The organism is Pseudomonas sp. GL-R-26 (assembly GCF_019947365.1).
In the GTDB taxonomy this organism is placed as follows: domain Bacteria; phylum Pseudomonadota; class Gammaproteobacteria; order Pseudomonadales; family Pseudomonadaceae; genus Aquipseudomonas.
The window spans coordinates 126,439-145,490 of the sequence record NZ_JAGYGI010000003.1 but is presented as its reverse complement, the minus strand read 5'-3'; the positions used below and the strand labels follow the sequence as shown (position 1 = coordinate 145,490).

General features: G+C 60.7%; 19 protein-coding genes. 16 read left to right on the top strand and 3 right to left on the bottom strand.

Annotation, left to right across the window (positions count from 1 at the left end; all coding sequences use genetic code 11):
• Positions 1-42: 42 nt before the first annotated feature.
• The 8 genes from KGA96_RS05405 (at position 43) to KGA96_RS05370 (ending at position 8,218) form a co-directional block, all read left to right on the top strand.
• Complete coding sequence (locus tag KGA96_RS05405; RefSeq protein WP_046041070.1) at positions 43-1,044, top strand: PleD family two-component system response regulator; 1,002 nt, start codon at positions 43-45, stop codon at positions 1,042-1,044.
• Positions 1,045-1,363: 319 nt separating this feature from the next.
• A protein-coding gene (prfB, locus tag KGA96_RS05400; RefSeq protein ID WP_185754790.1) for a peptide chain release factor 2 occupies positions 1,364-2,459 on the top strand; the annotation gives its coding sequence in 2 pieces (ribosomal slippage) (positions 1,364-1,435 and positions 1,437-2,459; 1,095 coding nt in all).
• Between the two features lie 110 nt (positions 2,460-2,569).
• Positions 2,570-4,072: a lysine--tRNA ligase gene (lysS, locus tag KGA96_RS05395; protein WP_008051377.1), complete on the top strand. Its 1,503-nt coding sequence runs from the start codon at positions 2,570-2,572 to the stop codon at positions 4,070-4,072.
• Positions 4,073-4,170: 98 nt separating this feature from the next.
• Entirely contained in the window at positions 4,171-4,887 is a 717-nt protein-coding gene (locus KGA96_RS05390) for a TetR/AcrR family transcriptional regulator (protein ID WP_046041074.1), read from the top strand.
• A gap of 139 nt (positions 4,888-5,026) precedes the next feature.
• Positions 5,027-5,581, top strand: a complete 555-nt coding sequence (locus tag KGA96_RS05385) for a hypothetical protein (RefSeq protein ID WP_046041075.1) — start codon at positions 5,027-5,029, stop codon at positions 5,579-5,581.
• 32 nt (positions 5,582-5,613) lie between these two features.
• On the top strand, positions 5,614-6,891 hold the full coding sequence (locus KGA96_RS05380; RefSeq protein ID WP_223466581.1) for a flavohemoglobin expression-modulating QEGLA motif protein: 1,278 nt from the start codon (positions 5,614-5,616) through the stop codon (positions 6,889-6,891).
• Positions 6,892-6,977: 86 nt separating this feature from the next.
• A complete protein-coding gene (locus tag KGA96_RS05375; protein ID WP_046041077.1) occupies positions 6,978-7,892 on the top strand; it encodes an alpha/beta hydrolase in 915 nt (304 codons plus the stop codon).
• On the top strand, positions 7,889-8,218 hold the full coding sequence (locus tag KGA96_RS05370; RefSeq protein WP_046041078.1) for a hypothetical protein: 330 nt from the start codon (positions 7,889-7,891) through the stop codon (positions 8,216-8,218). The genes KGA96_RS05375 and KGA96_RS05370 overlap by 4 nt, the downstream gene beginning before the upstream one ends.
• A gap of 146 nt (positions 8,219-8,364) precedes the next feature.
• On the opposite strand, the gene KGA96_RS05365 is transcribed toward KGA96_RS05370, so the two are convergent.
• Positions 8,365-8,709, bottom strand: a complete 345-nt coding sequence (locus KGA96_RS05365) for a hypothetical protein (RefSeq protein ID WP_008051389.1) — start codon at positions 8,707-8,709, stop codon at positions 8,365-8,367.
• A gap of 202 nt (positions 8,710-8,911) precedes the next feature.
• Here KGA96_RS05365 and ppc point away from each other — a divergent pair, with 202 nt between their 5' ends.
• From ppc to KGA96_RS05335, 6 genes are all read left to right on the top strand, one after another.
• Positions 8,912-11,542 carry a phosphoenolpyruvate carboxylase gene (ppc, locus tag KGA96_RS05360; protein ID WP_046041079.1) on the top strand — a complete coding sequence of 877 codons (2,631 nt, stop codon included), beginning with the start codon at positions 8,912-8,914 and terminating at the stop codon, positions 11,540-11,542.
• A gap of 288 nt (positions 11,543-11,830) precedes the next feature.
• Complete coding sequence (adk, locus tag KGA96_RS05355) at positions 11,831-12,478, top strand: adenylate kinase (RefSeq protein ID WP_046041080.1); 648 nt, start codon at positions 11,831-11,833, stop codon at positions 12,476-12,478.
• Positions 12,479-12,572: 94 nt separating this feature from the next.
• Positions 12,573-13,247 (top strand): tRNA (adenosine(37)-N6)-threonylcarbamoyltransferase complex dimerization subunit type 1 TsaB, encoded by a 675-nt coding sequence (gene tsaB / locus KGA96_RS05350; protein ID WP_223466574.1) that lies wholly within the window; start codon positions 12,573-12,575, stop codon positions 13,245-13,247.
• 306 nt (positions 13,248-13,553) lie between these two features.
• Positions 13,554-13,859: a hypothetical protein gene (locus KGA96_RS05345; RefSeq protein WP_046041083.1), complete on the top strand. Its 306-nt coding sequence runs from the start codon at positions 13,554-13,556 to the stop codon at positions 13,857-13,859.
• Positions 13,859-14,719 (top strand): DUF72 domain-containing protein, encoded by an 861-nt coding sequence (locus tag KGA96_RS05340; RefSeq protein ID WP_046041084.1) that lies wholly within the window; start codon positions 13,859-13,861, stop codon positions 14,717-14,719. Before KGA96_RS05345 ends, KGA96_RS05340 begins: the two co-directional genes overlap by 1 nt.
• A 34-nt stretch (positions 14,720-14,753) precedes the next feature.
• Positions 14,754-15,575 carry an isocitrate lyase/phosphoenolpyruvate mutase family protein gene (locus KGA96_RS05335; RefSeq protein ID WP_046041086.1) on the top strand — a complete coding sequence of 274 codons (822 nt, stop codon included), beginning with the start codon at positions 14,754-14,756 and terminating at the stop codon, positions 15,573-15,575.
• Between the two features lie 22 nt (positions 15,576-15,597).
• On the opposite strand, the gene KGA96_RS05330 is transcribed toward KGA96_RS05335, so the two are convergent.
• Complete coding sequence (locus KGA96_RS05330; RefSeq protein ID WP_046041087.1) at positions 15,598-16,218, bottom strand: hypothetical protein; 621 nt, start codon at positions 16,216-16,218, stop codon at positions 15,598-15,600.
• Positions 16,219-16,311: 93 nt separating this feature from the next.
• Here KGA96_RS05330 and KGA96_RS05325 point away from each other — a divergent pair, with 93 nt between their 5' ends.
• Positions 16,312-17,094, top strand: coding sequence for a class I SAM-dependent methyltransferase (locus KGA96_RS05325; RefSeq protein ID WP_046041089.1), 783 nt, complete (start codon positions 16,312-16,314; stop codon positions 17,092-17,094).
• A gap of 117 nt (positions 17,095-17,211) precedes the next feature.
• Here KGA96_RS05325 and KGA96_RS05320 read toward each other — a convergent pair whose 3' ends face one another.
• Entirely contained in the window at positions 17,212-17,856 is a 645-nt protein-coding gene (locus tag KGA96_RS05320; RefSeq protein ID WP_046041091.1) for a TetR/AcrR family transcriptional regulator, read from the bottom strand.
• 93 nt (positions 17,857-17,949) lie between these two features.
• Here KGA96_RS05320 and KGA96_RS05315 point away from each other — a divergent pair, with 93 nt between their 5' ends.
• Complete coding sequence (locus KGA96_RS05315; protein WP_046041093.1) at positions 17,950-19,050, top strand: efflux RND transporter periplasmic adaptor subunit; 1,101 nt, start codon at positions 17,950-17,952, stop codon at positions 19,048-19,050.
• The last annotated feature ends 2 nt before the right edge of the window (positions 19,051-19,052 follow it).

The following is a 19,052-nucleotide window of genomic DNA, read 5'->3' as shown; positions in this document are numbered from 1 at the left end:
TTTCCCTCATTCCTGGCTCAGGTAGTACTCAGGTGACCGCACATGAATGAATTACAGCTCGACGACTTCAAGACCGACGAAAACGCCGCCATGGTGTTACTGGTGGACGATCAGGCCATGATCGGCGAAGCCGTGCGTCGTGGACTGTCGAACGAAGAGAACATCGATTTCCACTTCTGCGCCGATCCGCACCAGGCCATCGCCCACGCGGTGCGCATCAAGCCGACAGTGATCCTGCAGGATCTGGTCATGCCGGGGCTGGACGGTCTGAGCCTGGTGCGCGAGTACCGCAATCACCCGGCGACCAAGGACATTCCGATCATCGTTCTGTCGACCAAGGAAGATCCGCTGATCAAGAGCGCGGCCTTCGCCGCCGGGGCCAACGATTATCTGGTCAAGCTGCCGGACAACATCGAACTGGTCGCACGCATTCGCTATCACTCGCGCTCCTACATGACCCTGCTGCAACGGGACGCGGCGTACCGCGCGTTGCGCGTCAGTCAGCAGCAATTGCTCGACACCAACCTGGTGCTGCAACGCCTGATGAACTCCGATGGCCTGACGGGGTTGTCGAACCGTCGGCACTTCGATGAATACATGGAGCTGGAGTGGCGCCGTTCGCTGCGTGAGCAGAGCCAGTTGTCGTTGCTGATGATCGACGTGGACTATTTCAAGGCCTACAACGACAGCTTCGGCCACCTGGAAGGCGATGAAGCCCTGCGCAAGGTCGCCACGGCGATCAAGGACGCCAGCGCCCGTCCTTCGGACTTGCCGGCCCGCTACGGCGGCGAAGAGTTTGCTCTGGTACTGCCCAACACCTCCCAGGGCGGTGCACGGCTGGTGGCCGAGAAGCTGCGCCAGACCGTGGCCGCCCTGAAGATCCCGCATACCTCGCCAACCGAAGGTTCGAGCCTGACCATCAGCATCGGCCTGTCGACCATCACGCCGAAAGCGGGCAGCAACTGCCGTGATCTGATTTCAGCGGCGGACAAGGGGCTGTATTCGGCGAAGAACAATGGGCGTAATCAGGTGGGGGTCGAGTAACGCTCGACCTGATGGTGATGAACCTGTGGCGAGGGGGCTTGTCGGATCGCCGCACCGCCCCGATTGGGTCGCGAAGCGGCCCCAAAACCGCCGCCTATGTCTGCCAGACATACCGCATTGACTGGTTTTACGACTGCTTCGCAGCCGAACGGGGGCAAGCCCCCTCGCCACAGGTGGGTGGTGACTGCTTGATTTGCAGTTGGCAGGTGGCCGCTGACTGAAACCATTCGCCGGTAAACCCGCCATGCGGGCTGCCGGGGGCGCTTGATTACGGTATACTCGCCGGCTTTCAAAAGTTCGCCAACGAGTGCTGCCCGTCATGGAAATCAACCCGATCCTGAACACCATCAAGGACCTGTCCGAGCGCTCCGAAACTATTCGGGGGTATCTTTGACTACGATCAAAAGCATGAGCGTCTGACCGAAGTCAATCGCGAGCTTGAAGATCCGAGTGTCTGGAACAAACCTGAATACGCCCAGGAACTGGGCCGTGAGCGCGCTGCGCTGGCGCAGATCGTCGATACCCTGGACGAATTGAACACCGGTCTGGCCGATTGCCGCGACCTGCTGGACATGGCCGTCGAAGAAAACGACGAAGGCGCAGTGGGCGATGTCGTCGCCGAACTGGCCCGTCTCGAGGAAAGTCTGGCCAAGCTGGAATTCCGCCGCATGTTCAGCCATGAAATGGACCCGAACAACGCCTACCTGGACATCCAGGCCGGTTCCGGCGGCACCGAAGCCCAGGACTGGGCCAACATTCTGCTGCGCATGTACCTGCGCTGGGCCGACAAACGCGGTTTCGACGCGACCATCATGGAACTGTCCGCCGGTGAAGTCGCCGGGATCAAGGGCGCGACCGTGCACATCAAGGGCGAATACGCGTTTGGCTGGTTGCGGACCGAGATCGGCGTGCACCGTCTGGTGCGCAAGAGCCCGTTCGATTCCGGCAACCGTCGCCACACCTCGTTCTCCGCGGTGTTCGTCTCGCCTGAGATCGATGACAAGGTGGAAATCGAAATCAACCCGGCAGACTTGCGGATCGACACCTATCGTTCCTCGGGTGCCGGTGGTCAGCACGTAAACACCACCGACTCGGCCGTACGTATCACCCACGTACCGACCAACACCGTGGTCAGCTGCCAGAACGAACGTTCCCAGCACGCCAACAAAGACACCGCCATGAAAATGCTGCGGGCCAGGTTGTACGAGCAGGAAATACAGAAGCGCAACGCGGCGTCCCAGGCGCTGGAAGACACCAAGTCCGATATCGGCTGGGGTCATCAGATCCGTTCGTACGTGCTCGATGCCTCGCGGATCAAGGATCTGCGTACCAACATTGAACGCAGCGACTGTGACAAGGTGCTCGATGGCGACATCGACGAATACCTGGAAGCGAGCCTGAAGTCCGGGCTGTAAGCAATGCAATACAGGATCGGCTGACTCAGCGCGATCCTTGTAGGAGCGGGCTTGCCCGCGATCCCCAGCCGCAGGCTGGGGACAACGAACCTGATGGAATTTTTAAAGACATGAGCGACCTAGAACTCGACCCGCAAGCCCTGCAACAGGAAGAAAACTCCCTGATCGCCCTGCGCAAGGAAAAGCTTGCTGCCGAGCGCGCCAAGGGCAATGCCTTCCCGAACGACTTCCGCCGCGAAAACTACTGCGAACAACTGCAGAAACAGTACGCGGACAAGACCAAGGAAGAGCTGGCAGAGGCTGCGATCCCGGTCAAGGTTGCCGGTCGTATCATGCTCAACCGTGGCTCGTTCATGGTGATCCAGGACATGACCGGTCGCATCCAGGTCTACGTCAACCGCAAGACCCTGTCCGAAGAAACCCTGGCCGCGGTGAAAACCTGGGACATGGGCGACATCATTGCCGCCGAAGGCACCCTGGCCCGTTCCGGCAAGGGTGACCTGTACGTTGAAATGACCAACGTGCGCCTGCTGACCAAATCCCTGCGCCCGCTGCCGGACAAGCACCACGGCCTGACCGACACCGAACAGCGCTACCGCCAGCGCTACGTTGACCTGATCGTCAACGAAGACGTGCGCCAGACGTTCCGCGTGCGTTCGCAAGTCATCGCGCACATCCGCAGCTTCCTGATGAAGCGTGACTTCCTGGAAGTGGAAACGCCGATGCTGCAGACCATTCCTGGCGGCGCGGCAGCCAAGCCGTTCGAAACCCATCACAATGCGCTGGACATGGGCATGTTCCTGCGTATCGCGCCGGAGCTGTACCTCAAGCGCCTTGTTGTTGGCGGCTTCGAGAAAGTGTTCGAGATCAACCGCAACTTCCGTAACGAAGGCGTTTCGACTCGTCACAACCCTGAATTCACCATGTTGGAGTTCTACCAGGCCTACGCCGACTACGAAGACAACATGGACCTGACCGAAGAACTGTTCCGCGAACTGGCGCAGCTGGTTCTGGGCAGCACCGACGTGCCGTACGGCGACAAGGTGTTCCACTTCGGCGAGCCGTTCGTGCGTCTGTCGGTGTTCGACTCGATCCTCAAGTACAACCCCGAGCTGACCGCTGACGACCTGAACGACATCGACAAGGCTCGTGCCATCGCGAAGAAGGCCGGCGCCAAGGTGCTGGGCTTCGAAGGCCTGGGCAAGCTGCAGGTGATGATTTTCGAAGAGCTGGTCGAGCACAAGCTGGAACAGCCGCACTTCATTACCCAGTACCCGTTCGAAGTGTCGCCGCTGGCCCGTCGTAACGACGACAACCCGAACGTCACCGACCGTTTCGAGCTGTTCATCGGTGGTCGCGAAATCGCCAACGCCTACTCCGAGTTGAACGACGCGGAAGACCAGGCCGAGCGCTTCATGGCCCAGGTGGCCGACAAGGACGCCGGCGACGACGAAGCCATGCACTACGACGCTGACTTCGTTCGTGCGCTGGAGTACGGCATGCCGCCAACGGCGGGTGAAGGCATCGGTATCGACCGTCTGGTGATGCTGCTGACCAACTCCCCGTCGATCCGCGACGTGATCCTGTTCCCGCACATGCGGCCGCAAGCGTAAGTGTTTCAATTAAAAAGCCGCCTTTGAGGCGGCTTTTTATTGCCTGTCTGGTACAAACGTATCAACTTGTTACTTTCATCTGAGAGGAAATACCTGTCGTGATTCGTGCAATGGCTCAAGAAGGTGCAGCGGGTATCGCCACTGCGGTCGCTGAAAGTGTTCAGTACCAGGGCCGCAAGGCCAGCCGACAGGGCAGCGAACAGCGACGACAGGAAATCCTGGATGCCGCCATGCGCATTGTCGTGCGTGACGGCGTACGGGCCGTACGGCACCGTGCGGTGGCCGCCGAGGCACAAGTGCCGTTGTCGGCGACCACTTACTATTTCAAGGATATCGATGACCTGCTCACCGATACCTTCGCCCAATACGTGGAACGCAGTGCGGCGTACATGGGCAAACTGTGGGTAAACAACGAGGGCCTGCTGCGCGAGATGATCGACAGTGGCGACGGCAGCCCGCAGGCGCGCTCGAAACTGGCGGACGACATTGCACGGCTGATGACCGATTACGTTCACCGGCAACTGGTCAATCGCCGCGAACACTTGATGGCCGAGCAGGCGTTCCGTCAGGAGGCATTGCTCAACCCGCGCCTGGCCGAACTGGTGCGCTCGCATCAGCAAATCCTGTTGCAGGGCTCTTGCCAGCTGTTCCAGGTGTTGGGCTCGCGCGAGCCGCATCAGGATGCCAAGGTGTTGACGGCGATAATCGGCCGGATGGAATATCAGGGCCTGCTCAATGTAGACGAGCCCGCCGCCGAAGAGGAAATGCTCGGCATCCTGACGCGCTACATGCACCTGGTGCTGGCGTCGGTGTGATTCCGGGCGGAGTTATCCCTGTAGGAGCGAGCCTGCTCGCGAAGGCGGCTTAACATTCAACATAGAGGTTGTCTGGCACACCCTCATCGCGAGCAGGCTCGCTCCTACAGGTCAGCGGTATGTTCATAGGGAGTTTTGAATGAAAGCCTGGCGTGTCGTTGTGATCGCCTTGTCGTTCCTGCTGCTCAGTGGCTGTCTGGTGGCCTTCAAGGAACCGCTGCCTGCAAGCGAACCCGCGCCCAAGGGATTGCTCGGCAAATGGACCAGCACCAATGCCTGGGGCGAGCCGCTCAACCTCGAGCTGACCCGTATCGGCGACAACCGCTATCAGGCCGTCAGCTATTACCGGGCCAGGCCCAAGGAGCGGGAGGCCTATCCCTTTACAGTGACGCGCCATGGCAACCGCTGGTACCTGTCGGCGAAGGTGCCGGCGCAGTTCGGCGGGCACTTCACCCTGGCCGGTTTTGAGCTGACCGACAAACATGAGTTGGTGGTCTACAACCTCGACCTCGACCAGATCAACCAGGCCATCAAGCAAAAAGCCCTGAGCGGCGAAAGCTTCCAGACTCACGACGGCGATGGCGTATTGATTGACAACCACATGGATCAAGTCACCGCCTATCTCGACGACCCGGCCAATTCCGATGTGTTCGTCGAAGCCGTACGCTACCAGCGTCAGGCCAAAGCCAAATAAGCAGCACCAACAGGTTTCTACAGGAGTTTCGGGTGGACGATTACCAACAGTCGATACGCATTTTGTCCGATCGCATCGTGCTGGCGCAGACACCGATCCGTGTCCTCGATGCGGTCAAGTGGGACGACAACATTCGTAAGGGTTTCCTCAAGGCCAAGGGCAAGGAAATGCCGGCGGTGGATCGCGACTACTATCTCAACCGGCCGCTGGCGTTCGACTCCAGCAAAGTGAAGCTGGAGTTTCAGAACATCGAGCGCGACATCACCCGTCAGCTCGGCCAGTTCAACCCGGTCGGCCAGATCATGCGCCGCATGTGCAAGGAATACCGCATGGTGGTGCGCATGCTCGAAGCGCGCGGCACCGAGGATTTCGGCCTGATTTCCCAGGAGTTGTATGGCGCCGCGTCCGACGCGTTCCACGCCGGTGACCCGACGCTGTCCGACCTGGGCATGATGTTGTCCGAATACCTGAACAACATCGACGGCCGTGGCGACCTCAAGGATGAGCCGAAGACATTGACCGCCAAAGATGCCGTCAATCTGCTGCAACACCGCTTGAACAAGGTGTTCGGCGAGGCCGAGGAAACCATCCGGGTGTTCGAGTCCGACGGCATCGTCGCCGATGCGGCGGCGGGTGCCGACTACATCAAGATCCGCGCCGACGCGATGTTCAACGACCGCGACGTGCGGGCACTGGAAGTTCATGAAGGGCTGGTGCATGTCGGCACCACGCTCAACGGCCTGAACCAGCCGATCTGCACCTTCCTCGCCAAGGGCCCGCCCTCGTCGACGGTGACCCAGGAAGGCCTGGCGATCCTGATGGAAATCATCACCTTCGCCTCGTACCCGAGCCGCCTGCGCAAACTCACCAACCGCACCCGCGCCATTCACATGGTGGAGGAGGGCGCCGACTTCCTGCAGGTGTTCGAGTTCTTCCGTGAGCAAGGCTTCGAAATGCCCGAGAGCTACAGCAACGCCAGTCGCGTTTTCCGCGGCTCGGTGCCGACAGGTCTGCCATTTACCAAAGACTTGTCCTACCTCAAGGGCTTCATCATGATTTACAACTACATTCAGCTGGCTGTGCGCAAAGGCAAGCTGGAGCAGATACCGCTGTTGTTCTGCGGCAAGACCACCCTGGAAGACATGCGTACCTTGCGCCAGTTGGTGGACGAAGGCCTGGTAGTGCCGCCCAAGTACCTGCCGGAACAGTTCCGCGACATGAACGCGTTGTCGGCGTGGATGTGCTTCTCCAACTTCCTCAACCACCTGAGCCTGGACCGGATCGAGGCGGATTACTCCAACATCCTGTAATCCTGGTGATATTCCCTGTAGGGCCTGGCAAGCCAGCTCCTACAGGGAGACGCATTCCAATGCCATTTTTCGCGAGGTTTCAACGGATGAGAATCCTCGGCATCTTCTGCCTTCTCCTGGTCTTGAGCGGTTGCAGCTCACTGTTGTTCTACCCCGAACCCGGCCAGTTGTTCACCCCGGAAAAGGCCGGGCTCGAATACCGCACCGTCACCCTGATCACCGCCGATGGCCTCAAGCTGAATGCCTGGTGGCTGCCGGCGAAGCAGGGTGTCGAGGTCAAAGGCACGGTGTTGCACCTGCACGGCAACGGCGGAAATCTGCCCATGCACCTCGGCGGGAGCTTTTGGTTGCCGAAAAATGGTTACCAGGTGTTGCTTGTGGACTATCGCGGTTATGGCCTGTCCGAAGGCGAGCCAAGCCTGCCGGCGATCTATCAGGACATCGACGCGGCCTACAAATGGCTCGACCAGGCGCCGGAGGTCAAAGGCAAGCCGCTGATCCTGCTCGGCCAGAGCCTCGGTGGCTCGATGGCCGTGCATTATCTGGTTCAGCACCCGGAACGGCAGAAACAACTGAAGGCTATTGTCCTCGACGGTGTGCCCGCCAGTTACCGAAGCATCGGTCAGTTTGCCCTGAGCAATTCGTGGATGACCTGGCCGTTCCAGGTGCCGTTGTCGTGGCTGGTGCCGGACGGCGACAGCGCGATCAACTCCATGGCGCAGCTTAAAGATGTGCCGAAACTGCTCTACCACAGCATCGACGATCCGATCGTGCCTCTTTCCAACGGCATCCGACTGTATCAAGCTGCGCCGCCGCCACGGGTGCTGCAACTGACCCGTGGCGGTCATGTGCAGACGTTCGCCGACCCGGTCTGGCGCAAGGTCATGCTGCGTTATCTCGATGATCCGCAGCATTTCAACGGCCTGCGCCGCCTGGGTGAAATCCCCAACTACCCGGCACCCCCGAATTCAGAAGATGAACCACCAGAGAGTCCGCAATGAGTGAAGAACGTAACGCCATCCCGCTGATCATCACCGGTATCTGCAGCATCCTCGGCACCGTCGGTGCCCTGTGGTGGTACGGCTACCTGCACTTCGCCAAGCCTGAGGATGCGTTGCTGCTCAACGAATTCACCATGCTCAAGACCGTGCCGGGTGAAGACTACAAAGTCTCGCTGGAACCGGCCGCCCAAGTGGCGCAGTGCATCGATGGCGTGCTGGTGCTGTTCGACATGGAACAAAAAGGTCTGACCGGCGTGTTGGTCGACAGCAAGAAAAAAGCCGTGCGCTGCATGGGGCAGGAGACGCCGCAGAAGCTGGAGCAGTAACCCGGTTCTAACTAACAACAACGATCCAATGTGGGAGCGGGCTTGCTCGCGAATGAGGTTTAACATTCAACAATAATGTTGACTGATACACCGCTTTCGTCGGAACGCCGCCCGGAGCAAGCCCGCTCCCACAGGTTCTGTGGAAATCAGTGTTTCTGTTTGTCGTCCGGCACCGACAAATCGTGCAAATGCCGACGGGACAGCGCCAGAAAGCGCGGGGTCGGCCCGATGTCTTCGTACAGCGGATCGCCTTCTTCATCGGTGGCGACCACGGTCGTGCCTTTGACGTACGGGAAGCTTCTTTCCAGTTCTTCCAGTGCGGCGCCGATCAGATCGCCGAGCAGTTCTTCGGGATGCCGCTTGGGGTACATCTCGACGAGCGCAGCCAGCCGTGCGGCAGACTCCACGTCCAGATGAATCGAGTAGCCGGTGTCGGTCAGGCGACCCTTGGCGTTTTCTTCCCAGTGGTGGGCAAGCTCGCGGATTTTCATATTGACCTCATTGCGCTCCCGCTCGTGGCAGGCAGAGTGAGTGTCCGGCACTGGCCGGTGACAACCGTTGTACGGCTTACCGTTCAGACTAGCCTCAACAGGCAGGGTTTACAGGCCCTTCGTCGTCTTGCTTGTAAGAACCTGTCTGGGGCGGCACTCTCTTGTTTCTTAGCCGCCCGGATTTTTTGCTGGAGACCTGCTGATGACCGATATTGATGCACGCTTGCGCGAGGACGTTCACCTGTTGGGTGAGCTGTTGGGCAACACCATTCGTGAGCAATATGGCGACGGTTTTCTCGACAAGATCGAGCAGATCCGCAAGGGCGCCAAGGCTGACCGACGCGGCTCCATGGACGCCGAACTCAGCGCCAGCCTCAACCAGCTGAGCGAAGACGAGTTGCTGCCGGTGGCGCGGGCGTTCAACCAGTTCCTCAACCTGGCCAACATCGCCGAGCAATATCAGTTGATTCACCGTCGCGAGGAATCCCGGGAGGCGCCGTTCGAAGCCCGGGTGCTGCCGGAGTTGCTCGCGCGCCTGCGCGCCGAGGGGCATGGCGCCGACGCGCTGGCCCGGCAATTGGGTCGGCTGGAGATCGAGCTGGTACTCACGGCGCATCCCACCGAAGTTGCACGCCGCACGCTGATCCAGAAGTACGACGCCATCGCCGCGCAACTGGCGGCTCAGGATCACCGTGACCTGACCAGTACCGAGCGCGAGCAGATCAAGACCACCTTGCAACGCCTGATCGCCGAAGCCTGGCATACCGAGGAAATCCGCCGCACGCGCCCTACGCCGGTGGACGAAGCCAAGTGGGGGTTCGCGGTGATCGAGCATTCGCTGTGGCAGGCCATTCCCAATTATCTGCGCAAGGCCGATCAGGCCCTGCACGCTGCCACCGGCCTGCGCCTGCCACTGGAGGCTGCACCGATTCGCTTTGCCTCGTGGATGGGCGGCGACCGCGACGGCAACCCGAACGTGACGGCGGTGGTGACCCGAGAAGTTTTACTGTTGGCGCGCTGGATGGCGGCCGATTTGTACCTGCGCGATGTCGATCGCCTAGCCGCCGAGCTGTCGATGCAGCAGGCCAGCGATGAATTGAAGGCCAAGGCGGGAGACAGCGCCGAACCGTACCGGGCAGTGCTCAAGCAGCTGCGCGATCGCTTGCGGGCAACGCGTAACTGGGCACACGCTGCGTTGTCGACACCAACACCGGCACCGATCGATGTACTGCAAGACAACCGCGAACTGCTCGATCCACTGGAGCTTTGCTACCGCTCCTTGCACGAGTGCGGCATGGGCGTGATCGCCGACGGGCCGTTGCTCGATTGCCTGCGCCGGGCAGTGACATTCGGTCTGTTCCTGGTTCGTCTGGATGTACGCCAGGACTCGTCGCGGCACACCGCCGCGATGACCGAAATCACCGACTACCTCGGCCTGGGTCGCTACGAGGACTGGAGCGAGGAAGAGCGCATCGCCTTCCTGATGCGCGAATTGAGCAATCGTCGGCCCTTGTTGCCGACGTACTTCAAACCTTCCGCCGACACCGCCGAGGTGCTGGCGACCTGCCGGGAAATCGCCGCTGCGCCGTCGGCATCCCTCGGTTCCTATGTGATTTCCATGGCCGGTGCGGCTTCCGATGTACTCGCCGTGCAATTGCTGCTCAAAGAGTCCGGCGTGTTGCGGCCGATGCGCGTGGTACCGCTGTTCGAAACCCTGGCCGACCTCGACAACGCGGGGCCGGTGATCGAGAAGCTGCTGCTGTTGCCGGGCTATCGCGCGCGCCTGCAAGGGCCGCAGGAAGTGATGATCGGCTACTCGGATTCGGCCAAGGACGCCGGCACCACCGCGGCGGCCTGGGCGCAGTACCGGGCGCAGGAGCGGCTGGTGGATATCTGCCGTTCGCACGACGTCGAACTGCTGTTGTTCCATGGTCGTGGTGGCACCGTGGGGCGAGGCGGTGGCCCGGCCCACGCGGCGATCCTGTCGCAGCCACCGGGTTCGGTGGCGGGGCGTTTCCGCACTACCGAACAGGGCGAAATGATTCGATTCAAGTTCGGTCTGCCGGACATCGCCGAGCAAAACCTCAATCTGTACCTGGCCGCCGTGCTGGAGGCGACCTTGCTGCCTCCGCCGCCACCTACACCCGAGTGGCGCCATTTGATGGACGAGCTGGCCGCAGACGGTGTCAGTGCCTACCGCGCCGTGGTGCGGGAAAACCCGCAGTTCGTGGAGTATTTCCGCCAGTCCACGCCGGAGCAGGAACTCGGTCGTTTGCCGCTGGGCAGTCGTCCGGCCAAGCGCCGGGCCGGGGGGATCGAAAGCCTGCGGGCGATTCCATGGATCTTCGGCTGGACCCAGACGCGCCTGATGCTGCCGGCCTGGCTGGGTTGGGAGGCGGCCCTGAGCAAGGCACTGGAACGTGGCGAAGGTGAGCTGCTGGGGCAAATGCGCGAGCAGTGGCCGTTCTTCCGCACCCGCATCGATATGCTGGAAATGGTCCTGGCCAAGGCCGATGCCGACATTGCACAGTCCTACGATGAGCGTCTGGTGGAGCCGAAACTGTTGCCATTGGGTGCGCACTTACGCGACCTATTGTCGCAGGCGTGCACCATCGTTCTGGGCCTGACCGGGCAGTCGCAGCTGCTGGCACATAGCCCAGCGACCCTTGAGTTCATCCGCTTGCGCAACACCTACCTCGACCCGCTTCATCTATTGCAGGCCGAGTTGCTGGCCCGTTCAAGAGTGCAGGACGTGGCGCAGGGCAGCCCGGTAGAACAGGCCTTGCTGGTGTCTGTGGCGGGGATTGCCGCCGGTTTGCGTAACACCGGCTAAGGTTTTTGCCGTGGGATCAGACATCCGGCAGGTGAGCCGGATGCCGCCGTTTGACGGGTGCAAAAGTGCTGTCAGGCGACAGTTAATGATGGGGTTGCGACTTGGGAAACTGCGCGCAATGGTCGCAAGAGGCAGCGGTTTCTCCGACTTTTGGCGTCTTGTGTGGGCGCAGCCTGCTGTGTATCTTGATCAGCCTTTGACCGTTTGGGCGGTCACGACCCTATTTTTGAGATTGGCCCCACGAGGCGAATCTGACGTTATCCATATAAAAAATTGAGGAGCACATCGATGCGCGTCATTCTGCTGGGAGCTCCCGGGGCCGGTAAAGGTACTCAGGCTAAGTTCATCACCGAAAAATTCGGCATTCCGCAAATCTCCACCGGCGACATGTTGCGTGCAGCGGTCAAGGCCGGCACCGAGCTGGGCATCAAGGCCAAGAGCATCATGGATGCCGGTGGCCTGGTCTCCGATGACCTGATCATCGCACTGGTCAAGGACCGCATCGCCCAGTCCGACTGCGCCAACGGTTTCCTGTTCGACGGTTTCCCGCGCACCATTCCCCAGGCTGAAGCCCTGGTGACTGCAGGCGTCGAACTGGATGCCGTGGTTGAAATCGCCGTTGAAGACGAAGAAATCGTCCAGCGTATCGCCGGTCGCCGTGTTCACGAGGCCAGCGGCCGCGTGTACCACATCGTCTACAACCCGCCGAAAGTGGCTGGCATAGACGACGTCACCGGTGAAGAGCTGGTACAGCGCAAGGACGACACTGAAGAAACCGTGCGTCATCGCCTGTCGGTCTACCACTCCCAGACCAAGCCGCTGGTGGACTTCTACCAGAAGCTGTCGGCTGCCAATGGCAAGCCGAAGTACAGCCACATCGAAGGCGTCGGTTCGGTTGAAGCGATCACCGCCAAGGTGCTTGCAGCCCTGAGCTGAAAAGTCTGATCCGCTGCATCATCCACGGCCCGCTTGCGGGCCGTAGTTGTTTATACTGACGCACTTTTTTCTGATCTCTCTTGTGGATACATCGATGAGCACCTTGCTGGCCCTGGACACCGCGACTGAAGCTTGCTCCGTTGCCTTGCTGCATGACGGCAAGGTCACGAGCCATTACGAGGTGATCCCGCGCCTGCACGCACAGAAGCTGTTGCCGATGATCAAGCAATTGCTGGCCGATGCGGGCACCACGCTGCAAGCGGTCGATGCCATCGCGTTCGGCCGTGGCCCGGGCGCCTTCACCGGCGTGCGCATTGCCATCGGCGTGGTGCAAGGCCTGGCGTTTGCCCTGGAGCGCCCGGTGCTGCCGGTGTCGAACCTGGCCGTGCTGGCGCAACGTGCGCTGCGCGAACACGGCGCCACTCAGGTCGCCGCCGCCATCGATGCGCGCATGGATGAAGTGTATTGGGGTTGCTACCGCGAAACGGCCGGGGAGATGCGCCTGGTGGGTGCCGAAGCGGTTCTGCCGCCGGAGTCCGCTGGGTTGCCGGTCGATGCCAGCGGCGAATGGTTCGGCGCCGGCACCGGTTGGGGTTATGCCGAGCGTATTGACGTCAGCCTGAGCGGGCAGGACGCGGGCATGTTGCCCCATGCGCAAGACTTGCTGACTTTGGCGCGGTTTGCCTGGGAACGCGGCGAGGGGATCGTGGCCGATGAGGCGCAGCCGGTTTATCTGCGTGACAAGGTGGCGACGCCTAAAGCGCGTTGATACGCGCAATTCTGTGGCAAGGGAGCTTTGTGGCGAGGGGGCTTGCCCCCGTTCGGCTGCGCAGCAGTCGCAGATCAACTGATGCGGTGTAACAGGCGAATCGGATTCTATTGTTTTGGCACTGCTTCGCAGTGCAACGGGGGCAAGCCCCCTCGCCACAGTAAGCATTCCAGATACAGCCAATCATCAGTTTCTAACCCCAGCTTTTAAACCTTTTGCCTTTTATGTGTTCTAGTTATCACTCGGCGGTTTGCGAAGTGGGTTTTGCGCCACTAAACTGCCATCACTGATTCCGAGTATGCATGTATGCGTATAGACGGCCTTTCCTCTCAGTCCTACCCCATCAAGCGCAAGCCTCGCAAAGGCCGTGTGGTGGAAGACGACGCCATTGATATCGAAGGCGAGCTGGAGTTCCCGACTGAAGAGCAACTGGCTGCCCGCGCCGCCAAAGCCTCTGCGCAAAAACTGAGCAATCTCCCCGCCCGTCAGCAAGACATGATTTACCACCGTGCCATGAGCAAAAGCGTGGCGACAGCCCTGGCCAGCTACCTGAGCACCGCCGGTTTCGTCGATTGGGAAGCGGATGTGCTGGGTCTCGACCTGTACATCTGATGTTGCTGCCGTATTACCTCGGTTGTCCGTCCTGGAGCGAAAACGCCTGGCGCGACTACCTGTATCCGCCGGACGCCAGACCCGCCGATTTTCTTGATCTCTATTCCCGGGTTTTCAATGCCGTGGAAGGCAACACGACCTTCTACGCGAGCCCGGCTGCCAGCACCGTGCAGCGTTGGGCCGAGACCATGCCCGAGCACTTTCGCTTCACCGCCAAGTTTCCCGGCGAGATCAGCCACGGAGGCGATCTGCGCGAGCAACTGACCGCAGCCGAAACCTTCGTGCAATTGCTCCGCCCGCTGGGTGAGCGGGTGTCGCCACTGTGGTTGCAGCTGTCGAAAAGCTTCACACCCCAACGTTTGCCTGAGCTGGCTGGATTTATTGATGCCCTGCAGCGACCGCTGGCTGTGGAGGTGCGGCATGACGAGTTTTTCGCCAAGGGCGATAGCGAGCGAATGCTCAACCGTTTGCTGCTGGATCGCGGTGTCGAACGCATCTGTCTCGACCCCCGTGCGCTGTTCAGTTGCACCTCGACCGAGCCCTCGGTGCTCCACGCCCAATCGAAGAAACCCCGGGTGCCGCCGCGCCCTGCGGCGTTCACGCAATTCCCGCAGGTGCGTTTTATCGGCCACCCGACGCTTGAAGCCAACGATACGTTCCTGGAGCCATGGGTCGAGAAAATCGCGCTATGGATCGAAGAAGGCCGAACGCCGTATATCTTCCTGCACACGGCGGACAACCTGCTGGCGGCGAAGCTGGCGCAGCGTTTTCATGCCCGGCTGATGCTGCGTTTGCCTGGCTTGCCGGCGCTGCCTGAGCTATACAGAGAACCCGTCGCCGAGCAACTTGGCCTGCTCTGAGGCGGATTCTTTCCCCTCTTCAGGAGCCTGCCCAATGGATGCGCAAACCCTTCGAGCCCAGGCGTTCAAAGCCCTTCACGACCGCCCCGGGGCTTTTGTGATTCCCAATCCGTGGGATGCCGGTTCAGCGAAAATGCTCGCTAGCCTCGGCTTTGAGGCGCTGGCGACCACCAGCGCCGGTTATGCCTTTTCCCAGGGCCGTGCCGATGGCGGATTGACCCTCGACGACACCCTGATGAACGTTCAAGCCATTGTCGCCGCCACCGACCTGCCGGTTGCCGTCGACCTGGAAAACGGTTTTGCCGACAACCCGGCCGATTGCGCCAAAAGTATCTTGCGCGCGGCAGAGGTCGGCGCGGTCGGTGGTTCGATCGAAGATGCCACCGGCCGCGAAGAAGGCCCGATCTATTGTTTCGAACACGCTGTGGCGCGCATCGAAGCCGCTGTGGCTGCCGCTCGCAGTCTGCCGTTCCACTTTACGTTGACTGCCCGGGCGGAAAACTTCCTGCACGGCAATCCCGATCTGGCCGACACCATCCGCCGTTTGCAGGCATTCGCCGAGGCCGGTGCCGATGTGCTCTACGCGCCGGGCCTGCGTAGCGCCGAGGATGTGCTGGCGGTGGTGCGTGCCGTGGCGCCAAAACCGGTGAATGTGTTGATGTCGGGCGGCTTGAAGCTGACGGTCGCGCAGTTGGGTGAGATGGGCGTTAAACGCATCAGCGTCGGTTCGGCGCTGGCATTGGCGGCCTATGGCGAATTCTTCCGCGCTGCCGAAGAAATCCAGACGTCAGGCACGTTCGGTTTCACGTCCCGGTCGATGCCGTATCAGAAGGCCAATCAGTTTTTCAAAGGCTGAGGGAAGAGGGCGCGGCGGAGGGTCAAGCGGCGATGCGCAGGTTCTGCAAGATGATCGGGCGCGCCCAGCCATTGTCGAAATCGAGTTGTTTCTGCTGCTCCACCCGTTCTTGCGGCGAGAACGGCGGGAACGGCTTGTCGAGCAGGTCGAGTTCGAACTCGGCGATGGGCAGGTGCAGCGAACGCGGTTGCGGGGCAGGGCCAGCTTCTGGCACCGGCTGACCGGCGTTCAATACGATCGGGCGAACCCAACCGCTTTCGAAGTCCTGCTGTTTTTGCTGGGCGACGATTTCGTCCGCCGGGAATGGTGGGAACGGCTTGTCGGCCAGGTCCATTTCGAATTCGGCAATTGGCAGGAATAGCGGCTCGGGCGGGCGGATTTCGTTGTCCTTCACGTCGCATTCACGCTGGGACACGATGTGCGCCAGCAGGTCGCTGCCGACCGTGGGTTCAACCGGGCTTTCGAGATCGACCGGTGGAAAATTCAGCGATTCAGGCAGCACTTCACCCGACTGTTCGGCCAGCGCTCGGGCAAAGAAATCCTGCCAGATGTGGCTGACGCCGCTCAGTGTCTGGGTGTTTCGCAGGTTGTAGTCGCCGTAGGGCGAGATAAAACCTGTGAATGTGGGTTGAATGTCTGACATTTCTCTCGGTCGACGCTCAGCTCTGGCAAAATGCTCGATAGTTTTGTTATCGGCAGTTTTTGCCGATCATTAATTTTTTGAGCGTGTTTTCCGATGATTGATCAACCTGCGGCCTGCCGCATCCATGTCCAGGCCCTCGACGCGGCTTTCGAGCCACAAGCCGAGCAATGGGCCGAGCGCCTGGGCTTGCCAATGCAAGTGGAGGACGGCGAATTTGCCTTGCAGGTGGGCGACCAGGGTTTGCAGTTGCAACAACTGGGGCCGGATGCACCGGGGCCGGTGCGGGTGGACTTCGTCGAGGGCGGTGCGGCCCATCGCCGGTTGTATGGTGGTGGCAGCGGGCAGATGATTGCCAAGGCTGTCGGCGTCGCCCAAGGCGTGCGCCCGCGGGTGCTGGACGCCACGGCAGGGCTGGGCAAGGACGCGTTTGTGCTGGCCAGCCTCGGTTGCGAGATGAGCCTGATCGAGCGTCAGCCGCTGATTGGTGCCTTGCTGGAAGACGGCCTGGCCCGTGGCGCGGAAGATTTCGACGTGGCGCCGATCGTGGCGCGCATGCGCTTGCTCAAGGGCAATTCGATTGAGGTCATGCGCAACTGGGAGGGCGAACCGCCCCAGGTGATCTACCTCGATCCGATGTTTCCGCATCGTGAGAAAACCGCGCTGGTGAAGAAGGAAATGCGCCTGTTCCGGCCGCTGGTGGGCGATGACCCGGATGCGCCGGCACTGCTTGAGGCCGCGTTGGCCCTGGCCAGCCACCGGGTGGTGGTCAAGCGTCCGCGCAAAGCACCGTGCATTGAGGGGCCTAAGCCGAGTCATGCGCTGGATGGCAAGTCCAGTCGGTATGACATCTATCCGAAGAAGGCGCTCAAGCCGTAAGACCGAGTTGCTCCCATCGCGAGCAGGCTCGCTCCTACAGGGATCTATGGTGTTGCATAGAGCCAGTGTAGGAGCGAGCCTGCTCGCGATAGCTTAAGCCCCGATACTGCAAATCCATCAGATCTGCTCAGGCCGATAAGCCCGCATAAACAACCCCACCACTTCCCGCACATGGCTCTCTGCCTCTTCGCCAACCGGCGGCTCGCCGCAGCCGTACAGCAAGCGGAAATTACCCGCACCCTTGAGCAGGCAGAAGAAGTGCTCGGCCGCGTTGTGCGGCTTGTCGATGCTTAGCACGCCACTTTCATCGATCTTGCTCAGCAAGCGCTCCATGCCGTGCAGCATGCGCTCCGGCCCGGCCTCGAAGAAGATCTGCGAGAGTTTCGGGTCCTGGCTGCCCAGGGTCATCATCAAGCGGTGCAGGTTCACCGATTCATCACTGTTGATCAGGTGATGAAAACCGCGCGCGATGTTCAGCAGCACGGTTTCCACGGCCACGCCTTCCGGCAGTTCAAAGAACAGCGGTGGCAACTGCTCCTCGCACTTGGCCATCACCGCGGCGGAGAACAGCGTTTCCTTGTCGTTGAAGTGGCTATAGACCGTCAGCTTCGACACACCGGCCTCGGCCGCGACGGCATCCATGCTGGTATTGGCATACCCCTTACTCAAAAACAGCGCTTTCGCCGCATCGAGAATTGCCTGGCGCTTGACCAGGTCCTTGGGTCTGCCTGGGCCATTGGGTGCTGAAAGATTGTTTGGCATATTCGTTTTTATTACTGGACTGGTGAGTTTGCTATTAATAACATACTGCTCAGTATAATTATTCAAAGCACCATTAGCGAAAGGTCCTTCACCATGTTCCGCTATGCCTTGCCCCTCGCGTTGCCAGTCACCCTGGCTTTTTTATTGTCTGCGTGTGGTCATGAAGAGGCGCCGCAGGTCAGCGTGCGCCCGGCCATGGTGGTCCAGCCAGAGCCTTCGGCGCAGGCCATGGAAAGCTATCCCGGTGAAGTTCGCGCGCGGTATGAGCCGGACCTGGCGTTCCGTATCGGCGGCAAAGTCAGCCGACGACTGGTCGAGGAAGGGCAGCGGGTCAAGGCTGATCAAGCCTTGGCGGAGCTCGATCCCCAGGACGTGCGCCTGCAACTGGAGGCCACCCGGGCCCAGGTCGCAGCCGCTGAAGCCAATCTGAACCTGGTGCGTTCCGAGCGTGATCGCTACAAGACCCTGATGGAGCGCCAACTGGTCAGTCGTTCGCAATACGACAACGCCGAAAACCTCTACCGCTCAGGCGAAGCGCGGCTCAAGCAGATCAAAGCCGAATTCAACGTTTCCAATAACCAGGCCAGCTATGCCGTACTGCGTGCGCCACAGGACGGCGTCGTGGCCAAGCGTCTGGTGGAAGTCGGGCAAGTCGTGGCTGCCGGGCAAACGGTGTTCACACTGGCAACCGATGGCGAGCGTGAAGTCTTGATCAGCCTGCCGGAGCAGAACTTCGGTCGCTTCAAGGTCGGTGAACCGGTGTCGGTGGAACTCTGGACCCAGCCCGATCAGCGATTCGAAGGGCGTATCCGTGAACTGTCGCCGTCGGCTGATCCAAAATCTCGCACCTTCGCGGCCCGCATTGCCTTCAGTTCCGGCAAGGTTCCTGTTGAACTGGGCCAGAGCGCCCGAGTGTTCGTGCAGGCCGCCGACGTGGTTCCGCTATCCGTTCCGCTGTCTGCGCTGACGGCGGAAAACGGCGTGACCTATGTCTGGGTCGTCAGTGCCAACAACACCTTGAAGAAAACCCCGGTGCGAATCGGTGCCTTTGGCGAAAAAACCGTACCGGTGCTTGAAGGGCTTAACGCCAGCGACTGGGTGGTGGCCGCCGGTGTCCATGTGCTTCTCGAAGGGCAGCAGGTGCGCCCGGTGGATCGCTCCAATCGCGTGGTCAATCTGGCGGACAAGGAGTAAGC